The sequence below is a fragment of the Variovorax sp. Soil_C_39 genome, assembly GCF_057656815.1.
Map to the genome: position 1 here is coordinate 1 of NZ_JBDGJQ010000004.1, position 12,338 is coordinate 12,338.

General features: G+C 67.3%; 9 protein-coding genes and 1 pseudogene. 4 read left to right on the top strand and 6 right to left on the bottom strand.

The annotated features are described in order from the left end of the window. A pseudogene (locus tag AC3A6J_RS11455) lies at positions 1-244 on the bottom strand (type VI secretion system Vgr family protein); the annotation flags it as partial. 5 nt (positions 245-249) lie between these two features. Then, complete coding sequence (locus tag AC3A6J_RS11460) at positions 250-732, bottom strand: Hcp family type VI secretion system effector (RefSeq protein ID WP_487860062.1); 483 nt, start codon at positions 730-732, stop codon at positions 250-252. Positions 733-1,343: 611 nt separating this feature from the next. Here AC3A6J_RS11460 and AC3A6J_RS11465 point away from each other — a divergent pair. Continuing rightward, entirely contained in the window at positions 1,344-2,027 is a 684-nt protein-coding gene (locus AC3A6J_RS11465; protein WP_487860063.1) for a peptidoglycan DD-metalloendopeptidase family protein, read from the top strand. Between the two features lie 16 nt (positions 2,028-2,043). Here AC3A6J_RS11465 and AC3A6J_RS11470 read toward each other — a convergent pair whose 3' ends face one another. Both AC3A6J_RS11470 and AC3A6J_RS11475 read right to left on the bottom strand, forming a co-directional pair. Beyond that, positions 2,044-3,087, bottom strand: a complete 1,044-nt coding sequence (locus AC3A6J_RS11470) for an AI-2E family transporter (protein WP_487860064.1) — start codon at positions 3,085-3,087, stop codon at positions 2,044-2,046. A 90-nt stretch (positions 3,088-3,177) separates the two neighbouring features. After that, the gene (locus tag AC3A6J_RS11475; protein WP_487860598.1) at positions 3,178-3,312 is read right to left on the bottom strand and encodes a small membrane protein YohP; all 135 of its coding nucleotides are present in this window, start codon (positions 3,310-3,312) and stop codon (positions 3,178-3,180) included. Positions 3,313-4,201: 889 nt separating this feature from the next. Here AC3A6J_RS11475 and AC3A6J_RS11480 point away from each other — a divergent pair. From AC3A6J_RS11480 to AC3A6J_RS11490, 3 genes are all read left to right on the top strand, one after another. Next, on the top strand, positions 4,202-6,424 hold the full coding sequence (locus AC3A6J_RS11480) for a TonB-dependent receptor (RefSeq protein ID WP_487860065.1): 2,223 nt from the start codon (positions 4,202-4,204) through the stop codon (positions 6,422-6,424). 92 nt (positions 6,425-6,516) lie between these two features. Beyond that, positions 6,517-7,869 carry a type II toxin-antitoxin system HipA family toxin gene (locus AC3A6J_RS11485; RefSeq protein ID WP_487860066.1) on the top strand — a complete coding sequence of 451 codons (1,353 nt, stop codon included), beginning with the start codon at positions 6,517-6,519 and terminating at the stop codon, positions 7,867-7,869. Next, the gene (locus AC3A6J_RS11490; RefSeq protein WP_487860067.1) at positions 7,862-8,218 is read left to right on the top strand and encodes a helix-turn-helix domain-containing protein; all 357 of its coding nucleotides are present in this window, start codon (positions 7,862-7,864) and stop codon (positions 8,216-8,218) included. The genes AC3A6J_RS11485 and AC3A6J_RS11490 overlap by 8 nt, the downstream gene beginning before the upstream one ends. A 53-nt stretch (positions 8,219-8,271) precedes the next feature. Here the strand turns inward: AC3A6J_RS11490 and AC3A6J_RS11495 are convergent, their stop codons facing one another. Both AC3A6J_RS11495 and AC3A6J_RS11500 read right to left on the bottom strand, forming a co-directional pair. Next, positions 8,272-9,729, bottom strand: coding sequence for a PepSY-associated TM helix domain-containing protein (locus AC3A6J_RS11495; RefSeq protein WP_487860068.1), 1,458 nt, complete (start codon positions 9,727-9,729; stop codon positions 8,272-8,274). A 55-nt stretch (positions 9,730-9,784) separates the two neighbouring features. Next, positions 9,785-12,250, bottom strand: a complete 2,466-nt coding sequence (locus AC3A6J_RS11500) for a TonB-dependent siderophore receptor (RefSeq protein WP_487860069.1) — start codon at positions 12,248-12,250, stop codon at positions 9,785-9,787. Positions 12,251-12,338: the final 88 nt, after the last annotated feature.

Consider the following 12,338-nt stretch of genomic DNA (forward strand, 5'->3'; position numbering starts at 1 on the left):
CGTCGAGCACGATGTGCGCGGTGAGCGGCTCGCCCACGAGCTGCTTGATGGCGACGTTGGCGGCCTGGCGCTCGTTGTAGCCGGGCTGCTCGGGGGTGGCCAGGGTGAGGGTGTAGCGAAACAGCGTGCTCAGCCCCTCGTCGCCCTCGATCGCGACGGGCTCGAGCGCCGGCTCGCCGCCCAGCATGGGCATGGCCGGCGAGGAGACGCTCAACACGCGCGCAAGCGCAGCGCCCGGAAGCATCGGGATCAGCCTTCCTTGTTCTCCTTGATGTTCCAGGCGAGCACGGTCTCGGCGCCCTTGCCGCCCTTGTCGGTCTGCTCCCAGTACTGCTGCTTGACCTTGGCGGCCTGGAAGGTGTACTGCACCAGCACGGCGTCGCTGTCCTGGTCGGCGGTGTACTGCACCGAGGTGACCAGCACTTCCTCGAGCGTGATGCGCGTGTACTCGACCTGCGCGCCGCCGGCCTTGCACACCGACACTTCGATCTTGCTCAGGTGCTTGCCGCTCGCGCAGTTCTTGAGCACGGGCGGAGCGGCCTTGTCGATGCGCGCGAGCACCTGAAGGTCGTTGAAGCTGGCCTTGCCCACCCCGCCGCCGCCGCCGCTGACCATGTTGCCGGGCTGCGTGGCGCCCCAGGCGAACGTCCTGATGTCCGTCCACTCCTTGTGGTTCGCGTCCTTCGATTCGCCGTTCGCGCCTTCGACGCGCATGAACATGTCTACTGCCATGATGGATCGTTCCTCAGTTGTTGCGGCCCGGCGGGCGGCTTGGAGAGGCGATGTTCAGATCCCACTGTGACAAGTCGATGGAATTCGGCGCAACGTCGCGCGATTTTCTTGTGCTTGTGCTCTTCGGGCTCTCAGGTGCAGCAAGAAGCAGTTCGTAAGTTCTATTTTTCGAGCCAAAGAATGCGCTGGTCACAATTCGTTGACAAAATTGCACCTTGCATCCTCGATGCAAGACCCCACGCGGCGACTGGCAGCGGGGCACGAACGACGCCTATCGAATCGGACGAACCCATGCCATCCCTTTTTTCCGCGTGTACCTGCGACGCTCATCACCTGGCGCGCGTGCGTCGCCGGCCCTGGATGCGCTTGCTGCCCTGGCTGCGCTTCTACCGCTGCGGCAAATGCGGCAAGCCGCAGCTCATTTCGCAGCATGCGGCCTCCGACGCCCGATTGCCGCGCGAGGACCGGGCCGATCCACGCTAGGCAGGCTGGTAGCCTTGCCGGGTTGTCGATGCGCGCCTCGGACTGCGAGGTGGCGCGATTCGGATGATTCAGGAAAGGACCAACGCGTGGTTTTGATCGGGAGAAGGAGGGGCGCATGCGCCGCGTTGATGGCGGCATTGCTGGTGGTCGGATGCTCCACCACACCCGGCACGCCAGTGGCGGGGCCCGGCGAGTACGTCGTGCAGCCGGGCGACACGCTCTACCGCATCGCACAGCGTGCCGGCCGGACCATTGCCGAGATCGCACGCTGGAACCAGATCAGCAACCCCGACCGACTCGAAACGGGCCAGGTGCTGCGCCTGGTGCCGCCGGGCGGTGCCGATTCGGCCGTGGCGGCGCCTCCGCCGCGCAGCGACAGCAGTGCCCAAAAGACCAGGCCTGCGCCCGCCCCCCGCGAGCGCGACCCCGTGGTGCCGCCTGCTTCGCGGCGCGGCGACTGGGGCTGGCCGTCGCAGGGCCCGGTCATCGCCGGTTTCAACGGCAACAGCAACAAGGGCGTGGACATCGGGGGCAGCCCCGGCGAGGCCGTGCACGCGATCGGTGCCGGCACGGTGGCCGCGGTCGAGAACATGCGCGGCTACGGCAGCGTCATCCTGGTCGACCACGGCGGCGCCTACATGTCGATCTACACCAATGTGGGCGCCGTGGGCGTGAAGCAGGCCCAGCGCGTGCGGCGCGGCCAGAAGATCGCGGAGATCGGGCCTGCACAGGGCGGCCGCGCCAAGCTGCACTTCGAGATCCGCTACCGCGGCAAGGCCGTCGATCCCAGGCTGTACCTGCCGGGGAGGTAGGCCGTCCGATCTCGACTCACGTCCGGGCTGAATCGGAACGGTCTTCCAACAGATCTTCCACGTACCACATGCGCGTCATCACAATGGCAGCTGCGGTGAGCGGCGTGGCAAGGATGACGCCCATGACCCCACCGAAAACCCCCAGCGAAACCTGCATGCTGATCGTGAGTGCCGGTGGCAGGTCGATCATGCGTTGTTGCAGCAGCGGCGTCAGCACATAGCTCTCGATGGTCTGAACCGCAAGGTATAGAGCGACGACGATAAGGACTTGGTTGAGATCGCCGACCAAGGCAATCAGGACAGCCGGTACGAGTGCGACCACGGGGCCGACATTCGGAATGAACGACAACACGGCGGCGATCAATGCCAGCAGCAGCGCGAGGTCGATCCCGATGGCCCAGAGGCCGAGCCATGTCAGCACGCCGATCACCATCATCGTGATCAGCTTGGTGATCAACCAGGATGCCAGTGCCGACTCCGTGGCGCCGAGAACCTCCCCGAACCGCGCCCTTCTGTGCATCGGAACAAGGCGCATCAAGCCGTTCACATAAATCTGCGGGCTCATCGCGATGAAGACGCCAAGCACGAACGCCAGAAGAATGTTTCCAAACGCGTCCAGCGTTGAAGACAATGCGCCAGCAAAGAAATCCAGCGCCCGTGAACCGTCCGGAAGCGCGTCCCGGTAGTTCTCGACCTGCTCGACCAGCCGCGCAATCCAGCTGTATTCCAGCAGATCATCGCGCAGTCGATCCACGGCCCGAGGCAGACGGTCTGCCAGTTCAGACGCCTGGTCGGCAACGTCTGGCGCCACGAACCAAGCGACGCCACCGAAGACCAGCAACGGCAGCAGGACGGAAAGTGCCACTGCCGACTTGTAGTTCATGCCCGGCCGGTCCGACAGCCACCTCGACATCCGGCCAAGCAGCACGGCATAAAGAATGCCGGCAAAGACGACGAACCATACCTGCGCACCGAACAAGAGGACAAGGCAGGCAGCCGCCACGAGCGCCACCACTGCCGATTGCACCAGTGTCCTCGCGGCCAATTCACGATTGTTCATGTTCTTCTGCGCCGGCCGGACCACACGCACAGCCGCTAAGCCGGTCCCCGGCCGTACGGGCCACAGCCGCCCGCCCGAAGCTCGCTGTGGCTAGAAAATCAGCTTTCCGAGGCCCAGCACCACCGCGAGACCGATGAGAAAAATGATGAGGACAATCCAAAGAACAATCTTCATTCGCCGCCCCTGTTCGTAGAGTGAAAGTGTGCAAGTAACAAGTCCTCCCATGCTGTCCGCCGTCGAAAAAATGCCGGTAGGATGACGAACCTCTGGCTTGTAGGCATGCGCTGATCTGCGCGTCCCATGCGGCACCGTCGCTGCCGGATGCCGTCGGTCAAGTACCACCAGAGACCAACGCCTGCGCGCAGCCTACCTGTGGTCGATCGACCGGCAACGACGGCATCAGCCAGGTGTGCATCACCGGCAGCGACGCGCGCTTGCGAAGGTGCCTGCGCGTACCGGCACCGAGCCGCTCCGCAGGGGCCGGACGCGTGATGTCGAGACGATGAACCCATACCCGCACCATGGCGAGCCATTCTCAGATGCATTTTTTTTCAAGGCCGCGCTTTGCCGCCGGGCGAGGCGCGAACGCCTGGCGCTGACGCATCGCGGGATCGAACCGCGATCGGCGACTCAAGGCTAGAAGCATGGGCGACCGCAGTCATCCTCCACGACATGTTGCCCGCGCATGCGCTGGCTTCCCGATGCCGCGACCCTCATGGTCGGACCGCTGTCCTCTCTGCGAAGGCGCCGCCGCAGGCGACTTCTGCTCGGTGCGTTTTGGCCTGTTGCGCTGCAAAGACCGGCTACATCGTGGAGGCGGGTCAATGTCTGGCGATGAGGATGCGAGCCGCAGGTCGTTCGGTCGTCGTCTTTCTGCTCGACGCCGGCAGCATTCAACACAGGAGCGAAGATGCACGCAGGCTGCGCCAGTGGCTCAGCGAACGAACAGCTCGTCGACAGCAGATGATCGAGAGTCAAAGCTAGCTGAAGGCGCTGCGCGAGCAGGGGACTCGTCCGCCGACACCTGTGCCTTTCCCCGCCCCTCGCCATCCCGCACTTGACATTCACCGATGTAAATACAAACAATTCTCATTACATCAACGATCAGGTGCTTATGACAGACCATCAGTGGAAGGCCCGGCGCGGGGCGAGGGAGAAGACCAGGCTGGCCGGCGCGGTGCAGGCGGCGCTTGCAGCCAGTGCGGTGTGGGGGGCAGGCGCTGCACTGGCGCAAACCGGGGGTTCGAATGCAGCGGCGAACGACCCTGCTCAGGCCGCCGAGACGCTGCCGCTCGTCACGGCCACCGAGCAGCGTGACGCGATCGACGCGCCGCCGCCCGCGATCCAGGGCGGACAGGTGGGCCGCGGCGCGCGCATTGGCATCCTGGGCAATGCCGCGGTCCTGGAAACGCCCTTCAGCGTCACCAGCTACACCGCGCAAACGATCGAGAACGACCAGGCACGTTCGGTCGCCGACGTTCTGGCGGCCGACCCATCGGTGCGCATGGGCAGTGCGCGATCGAACATCAACGAAGACATCACGATCCGCGGCTTCAGCGTGCCCAGCAGCGACTTCGCGCTGAACGGCGTGTTCGGCGTCACACCCTACTGGCGCGCCCCGCTGGAAGCGGTAGAGCGCGTCGAGGTGATCAAGGGGCCGTCGGCGTCGCTGTTCGGCATGACGCCCGGCGGCAGCGTGGGCGGCGTGGTCAACCTCGTGCCCAAGCGCGCGGAAAGCGAACCGATCACGCGCATCACCGGCAGCTTCTCGTCCGACGCGGTCTTCGGCGCGCATGTCGACATCGGCCGCCGCTTCGGGCCGGACGGCGCCTTCGGCGTGCGCGTCAATGCGGTGCAGCGCGAAGGCGACACGGCCATCAAGGGCCAGTCCACGCGCGAGAGCCTGGGCGCCGTCGCGCTCGACTACCGCGGCCGCGCGCTGCGCGCCTCGCTCGACCTGCTGGCGCAGAAGGAGCGCATCGACAACGTGGTGCGGCAGTTCCAGGCGAGTCCGGCGCTCACTGCCGTGCCGCGCGCGCCGGACAACACCTACCCGTACCCGGGCCTGGGCTGGACCAATGGGCGCAACGGCTCGGCAGTGTTCAAGGCCGAGTACGACTTCAGCGACAACCTCACCGCCTATGCAAGCTACGGCCAGCGCAAGCTGAACTGGGACGCGATCGCGTCGAACCCGGTGATCCTGAACACCGCGGGCGACTACGCCTTCTTCGGCGGCTGGCAGCGCATGTCGGTGGAAAGCAAGTCGCTCGACGCGGGCCTGAGAGGCAGGTTCTCGACCGGTCCCGTAAAGCATGAAGTGGCATTGAGCCTCTCGCGCCTCGAACAGGAACAGGGCCTGGGCTTCTACACGGGCTACCCGGGCGGCAGTTCGAACCTCTATGCCGGCCTGCTGTTCCCGACGCCATCCACCGCCGGCATCAGCAACCCGCTGCGCCCGTACCTCGACACCAAGCTCACGAGCGTAGCGCTCGCCGATACGCTGTCGTTCATGGACGACCGGCTGCGCGTGACGCTGGGCCTGCGCCGGCAGCAGGTGGCCGGCCAGGACTACGACTTCTCCACCGGCAGGCCGAGCGGCGACGCCTACGACGAGAGCGCGGTCACGCCCGTGGCCGGCGTGGTCTACAAACTGCGGCCCGACATCTCGCTCTATGCGAGCTACATCGAGGGCCTGTCGCGCGGCGACGTCGCGCCCGTCAGCGCGGCGATCAGCAACCCGGGCGCGGTCATGCCGCCCTACAAGTCGAAGCAGAAGGAAGTCGGCGTCAAGTTCGAACTCGACGGCGGCATGGTGGCGGCGGTCAGCCTCTTCGAGCTGACAAAGCCCAGCGCAGGCGTTTCGGGTTCGACCTTCGGTGTCTTCGGCGAGCAGCGCAACCGCGGCGTCGAAGCCACGCTGGCCGGCGAGGTAACGCGCGGCGTGCGCGTGCTGGGCGGCGTCACCTACCTCGACGGCGAGATCACCAAGGCGGCGACGGCTGCACTCGAAGGCAAGAAGGCGATCGGCGTGCCCGACTGGCAACTGAATCTCGGCGCCGAATGGGACCTGCCGTTCGCGCCCGGGCTGACGCTCACGGGCCGGATGATCCACACCGGCAGGAGTGCCGTCGATCCCGCCAACACGCTGCACATCCCCGGCTGGAACCGCTTCGACGCGGGTGCGCGCTACGCGACGCGTATCGGCGGAAAGCCCGTCACCTTTCGCATGAACGTGGAGAACCTGCTCGACAAGAACTACTGGGGCACGTCGACGGCGGGCTACCTGTTCGTCGGGTCGCCGCGCACGGTGAGCCTTTCGGCGAGCATCGACTTCTGAGGAGCGGTGCGAGGGCGTCCGTCGATCTGTCTATCAAACTAACCAAATAGCGACCTACAAGCTGGCTTTTTGGGTACCATGATGGTCAATTCATGACCACTTCGGCCGCCACCACCATCCAGATCCACCGCGATGGCGCGTGGCATCCCGCTGCGACCCTCCAGCCGCTCGGCGCCGACAAATGCCGCTTCGAGTACCTGCCCGAATATGTCTTCGGTGCGCCGGATCCCTGGCCGGTCGCGCTGGGCTTGCCCATCGGCATGGCGCCGGACCGGTTCATCGAAGGGCCTACCGGCCGCGAGGTGGATCGTCGCGCGCCGGCGTTTCTCTATGACCTCGTGCCGCAGGGCAAGGGCCGCAGGTACCTGCTCGAGGCGCTGAGCCTCGCGGACAGCGACAACCTGGTCGTGCCGCTGGTGATGGCCGGCGCATTCAACCCGATCGGCAGCCTGCGCTTCGAGAGCGCCCTCGCCTTCTTCGTGGACCAGGCCCGCAAGAATCCCGACCCCGCAACGGCTCGGGGTTTCGACATCGGCGACGTGCTCGAGCGCAGTCAGGACTTTCTCGACCACCTTTCACTGCACGCGATGCTCGCGTCGGGCACGACGGGTGTGCAGGGGGTCGCGCCGAAGTTCCTGCTGAGCGTCGACCATGATGAACGATGGTTTGCCGACATGGCGCTGGCCGACGACCGCGCCCAGGCCCACTGGCTCGTGAAGCTTCCCCGCGGCAGGAGCGAAGAAGACCGTGCCGTCCTCCGCAACGAGGCAGGCTACCTGCGGCTCGCCGCCGCCTGCGGCATGCGAACCTTCGCGGCACCCGACCTGCATGGCGAGCTCCTGTTCGTCCGGCGCTTCGATCGCCAGGTCATCGACGGTCATGTCCACAGGCTTCACCAGGAGAGCCTCGCGAGCCTCTGCGATCTGCGGGGATTCGGCATCCCCAGAAGCCAACAAGCGCTGCTGAAGGGGCTGCGCCGCGTCGTCTTCGATCCGCTCGGCGAGACCATCGAGTTCATCCGGCGCGACGTATTGAACCTGGCGATGCGCAACACCGACAACCACGCGCGCAACACGGCCGTGCAGCGGCTCGTCGACGGCACCGTGCAGCTCACGCCGGTGTTCGACTTTGCACCCATGTTCCTCGACAGCGAGGTCGTCGTCCGCGGCTGCCACTGGCGCGATGCCGTCGGAAAGACCCAGGACAACTGGACGGCCGTGCTGGAAAGCCTCGAGGTGGACGACCCCGAGCGCGGCGCCATTGCCACGGCCCTGCACGACTTTGCGCCGATCGTCGCCAACCTGCCCGAGTTCGCCCGGGACTGCGGGATCGAGTCCAACGTGATCGAGGCATGTCGCGCGACCATCGACAAACAGGCTGACCAGCTGCTGGCGCTTGCCGATCTCGTCCCCCGCAACCCAACGAGGGAGCGCGGTCGTGGATAAACGGCGCAGGCATACCGACCCCGAGCTCGAGCGCCGGCTCCGCGGCGAGTTCTACGCGGCCATCGCCTCGGGCAGCATGTCCGTGGGCCAGGCCGTCGCGGCGATGCGCCGCATCAGCAAGCTGACGCAACCGGAGTTCGCGAAGCATCGTGGCCTCAGCGTGCAGAGCCTGCGGCTGATCGAAGCGGACAAGGCCAACCCGACCGTCGACACACTGAACAAGATCGCGCACATCTTCGGGCTGCATGTCGGCTTCGTGCCCCACAGCGACGAGCAGGTGTCGTGGCGCGATCTCGCGCAGAAGACACAGGCTGCGGCCTCTTCCCAATCCGGATCGGGTGCAGAATAGTCCGCTCCCATGCCGATGGCGACATTGCACGGCGGCGCATCACCGCCAGGGCGTCATGCGCCGTGCCGTCGCGCTTTGAATGCCACGAAGGCCAGGACCGCCGCCACTGCAAGCAGCGTCAATTCGAAGCCCGCAAGACGATGCCCCGCCAGCATGTTCCACAGCGGCAGCGCCGCGCACAGCACAGCGGCGATCGAGAACTGCTCGCGCCACGCGCGATGGACGGGGCGCGCGATCGCATGCAGCACCATGAGCCCCCAGGCGATGAAGAACACGTGAACCTCCCACGCGCTGCGATCGGCCAACCCGACCGGCAGCAGCCGGTTGCCCCAGAGGAACGCGGCCATCGCCACGGGGAGCCCCGCCACGGCCGCGACGTTGAGTCGTGCAACCAGCAGCACGAACCATGAACGCCGCCCATCGCGGGCCTGCTTCTCGTGCCGCTTCGTCGTCCACAGCACGAGCCCCGTCGCGACCATCGCGGCACCCGCCAGGCTCGACAGAAAGAACAACCAGCGCGCCGCGGGACCGGCGAAGCGCGCCACGTGCAAGCCATAGAGCACGCCCCAAGTCTCGGCCACGGGCGGCGAACGATCCCTGGCCTCGCGCAAGGCGCCATTGTGCGCATCGAACACCAGGTAGCGCGGGCTGACGGAGACACGGCCCTCGTCGCCGCGCACCACGCGCACACGCGATGCGGCGTCGCCGGGGTTGTCGACGATCAGCCGCGCCACGCGCCCGGTGCCCCAGCGCCGCTCGGCCTCGTGCAGCATCGGCGCCACCTCGGGCAGCGGCGCCGCGATGCCGCTCGCCGGCGCGGGCGGCACCAGCGCCGTCATCTCCGCGCGCAGCAGCTGGCGCTGCATCGGCTGCGACGCCGAGGCGCTGTCGGCACCCCAAGGCATGTACAGCGTCATCAGCGTGACCAGGCCGGTGTAGGTGATCATCAAGTAGAACGGTAGCGCGGTCACCGACAGCAGGTTGTGCGCATCCAGCCATGAGCGCTGGCCCTTGCCGGGACGGAAGGTGAAGAAGCTGGCGAAGATCTTCTTGTGCGTGAGCACGCCGCTGACGATCGCGACCAGCATGAACATCGTTGCCAGCCCCACGAGCCAGCGCGCTGCCGTGCGCGGCAGGTAGTGCAGCGAGAAATGGAAGTAGTAGAAGAACTCGCCGCCGTGAGTTTCGCGCGCGCGCACTTGCTTGCCGGTGAGCGGGTCCAGCATCGCGCGACCCTGCGCGTCGCCCGCGCGCCATGACACGCCGACGGTGTTGTCGCGTTCGTCGACGAGGTCGATCACCCACTGCGACGCGCCGGGCGCGAGCTGCTGCAAGCCAGCGATGGCCAGCGCAGCGCTCGTGGCGCTGTCGGGCGGCTGCGCAAGCGTGAGGATCTCGGGCCGCATCCACTGCGAGATTTCTTCGCGGAAGTAACTCACGGCGCCGGTGAGGAACATCGCGTAGAGCACCCAGCCGAACAACAGCCCGGTCCAGGTGTGGAGCCGGGCCATGGCCGGCCGCAAGCGCCGGGGCGCTTCGCCGGTCACTGGCCGATGCCTGCGTGCATCAGAAGCGGTAGAGCGCGCTGACGTTGGCCGTGCGCTCGGCGCTGCGGTAGCAGAGGCCGCCGTTGCAATCCGTCAGCACCTGCCTGTCGAGCAGGTTGTTGATATTGAACGTGAAGCGCCACGGACCGCGGTCGAAGCCGAGCGCCAGGTCGACCATGGTGATGCCGGGGTTCATGAGGTTGGCATTGCCCGTGTCCCAGGCCGAGCGGGACTTGCCGAGGTGGCGCACGCCGAGCGCGGCAAAGCCGCGCGCCGACTCGCCGACCGGGAACGCGTAGCGCGCCCACACCGAGGCGCTGTGCCGCGGCGCGCTCATCTGCTGAAGGCCCAGGTCGCCGTCGTTGCTGCGCGTGATGCGGGTGTCGAGGTAGGTGTACTGGGCGACCATGCTGAGCCGGGTCGTCAGTTCGGCACGCGCCTCGAGCTCGAGCCCGCGCGCGCGGACCTCGCCGGTCTGGATCACCTCGCCGGGCGCATTCGGCGCGGCCGTGGTGACGTTGCTGCGCACGATGTCGAACACCGACGCGGTGTAGCTCGCGTCGCCCGCAGCCGGCTGGAAGCGCAGGCCCGCCTCGACCTGCCGGCCCTTGGAGGGCTTCAGCGGGTTGCCGTTCAGGTCGTTGCCGATCTCCGGCGAGAACGACGTCGCGTAGTTCGCATAGGGCGCCCATCCGCTGTCGAAGAGGTACACCACGCCGATGCGGCCCGTGGTGGCACTGGCCGAGGTGTCGTAGTCGGTGCTGCGCCTGCCCGTGAGGCCGAACGTGCTCGTGCCGGACGCATCAGCCTTGTCGTGGCGCACGCCAGCCGTGACGACCCAGCGGTTCCACTTGGCCTGGTCCTGCAGGTAGTGGCCGAGCTGCTTCGATGGCACCCGGTAGACATACGGATTGTTCGAGGGCGTGGGCCGCTCGTGCAGGTACGCGGGCGCCAGCAGGTTCAGCGGCGAGAGCGCGGGGCGGGCATAGGGAAATTCGTCGGTGGTGCGCGCCCTCGTGTAGTCGACGCCCGCGAGCAGCGTGTGCGCCAGCGCGCCGGTGTCGAAGCGCGCCTGCACGCGCGTGTCGAGCTGCAGGCCCTTCCAGTGGGTCTCGCGCGGCGAGAAGCTGCGCTCGAGGGTGTAGCCGTCGGCACGCAGCCCTCGCGGAAACACGTTGGTCTCGGCGCGTTCGAAGTCGCTGTAGCGCATGCTCTGCTGGACCGTCCAGGTGTCGTCGAAGCGGTGCTCGAACTCGTAGCCGAGCATCTTGTTGTCGCGACGCCAGCGGTTGTCGTGGCCGCCGACGTTCACGCGCGGGCTGGCTTGGCCGAAGACGCCGGGCTGTTCGAACTGGTTCTGCCAGGCATAGGCCTGGTTGTCCTTCTGGTAACGCCCGAGCAGCGTGAGGCGGGTGTCGGCACTGGGCCGCCAGGTGAGCGCCGGCGCGATGTAGAGCCGGTTGTCGCGGTCATCGTCAAGCCGGGTGCCCGCTTCGCGGCCCAGCATCGTGAGGCGGTAGGTCCATTCGCCCTCGGCATCGAACGCGCCCGCGAGGTCGGCCTTCAGCTGCTTGCGGTTGTACGAGCCGTACTCGACGCCGATCTCGCGCAGCGTCTCGGCCGTGGGCCGCTTGCTCACGGCGTTGACCATGCCGCCGGGCGGCATCTTGCCGTAGAGCACCGATGCGGGGCCGCGCAGCACTTCGAGGCGCTCGAGGCCGTAGGGCTCGATCGGCGCTGCATACGAGCGCCCGGAGGTCAGCAGCCCATCCAGGAAGACGCCGCCCGTTCCGAGCTCGAAGCCGCGCAGCAGCGAGAACTCGTCGACCGCCCACGGCTTCAGGTTCGGCGTGACGCCGGCGGTGTAGCGCAGCACTTCGTCGAGCGACTCCGCCTTGCGGTCGCCGATCTCGTCGGCGGTGATGACCGAGACCGATTGCGGGTTCTCGATCAGCGCGGTGTCGGTCTTGGTCGCGGTCGCGCTGCGCCTGGCCACGTAGCCGTCGACGCGGCCGGTGGGGGTCTCGCGCTCGACCGCGGCGGTCACCGTGACAGGTGCGAGCGTGGCCGCGCCGACAGCGGCGTCGCGCGCCACCGGTGCGGCCGATGGGCGCAGGGCGTAGGCGCCGCTGCCCTGCCCCACCGCTTCGTAGCCGCTGCCGCGCAGCACCTGCGCGAAGCCCTGCTGCACCGTGTAGCGCCCGCGCAGGCCATTGCTGCGCAACCCGGCGAGCATGCCGGGCTCGAAGACCAGCTGCACGCCGGTGTCGGCGGCGTACTGCGCCAGCACGTCGGCCAGCATGCCGCCTGCAATGGCATACGACCGCGCGGCAGCGCCCGCCGGCTCGGCGGCGAGCACGGCCGGTGCCACCGCCAGCGCGCCCGCACCGGCCGCGCCCAGCACCACCGCGCGCAAGGCCGTGCCCGCGATGGCGGCTGTGAATTTCTCGATGTGCCGCTTGCGGCCTGCGTGCTGCGCTCCCATGGCGTCTGACTCCTGTAACGATGTCTGCGGTGGTGGTGAGACGCATCGGCCTCGATGCGTCATTCCCTCACTCACCGGACGAGACAGG

What these genes read in the sequence shown, in the direction of transcription:
- AC3A6J_RS11460 (WP_487860062.1), bottom strand. Translation starts at nt 732, where the DNA reads ATGGCAGTAGACATGTTCATGCGCGTCGAAGGCGCGAACGGCGAATCG.
- AC3A6J_RS11465 (WP_487860063.1), top strand. Translation starts at nt 1,344, where the DNA reads ATGGCGGCATTGCTGGTGGTCGGATGCTCCACCACACCCGGCACGCCA.
- AC3A6J_RS11470 (WP_487860064.1), bottom strand. Translation starts at nt 3,087, where the DNA reads ATGAACAATCGTGAATTGGCCGCGAGGACACTGGTGCAATCGGCAGTG.
- AC3A6J_RS11475 (WP_487860598.1), bottom strand. Translation starts at nt 3,312, where the DNA reads ATGGGAGGACTTGTTACTTGCACACTTTCACTCTACGAACAGGGGCGG.
- AC3A6J_RS11480 (WP_487860065.1), top strand. Translation starts at nt 4,202, where the DNA reads ATGACAGACCATCAGTGGAAGGCCCGGCGCGGGGCGAGGGAGAAGACC.
- AC3A6J_RS11485 (WP_487860066.1), top strand. Translation starts at nt 6,517, where the DNA reads ATGACCACTTCGGCCGCCACCACCATCCAGATCCACCGCGATGGCGCG.
- AC3A6J_RS11495 (WP_487860068.1), bottom strand. Translation starts at nt 9,729, where the DNA reads ATGGCCCGGCTCCACACCTGGACCGGGCTGTTGTTCGGCTGGGTGCTC.
- AC3A6J_RS11500 (WP_487860069.1), bottom strand. Translation starts at nt 12,250, where the DNA reads ATGGGAGCGCAGCACGCAGGCCGCAAGCGGCACATCGAGAAATTCACA.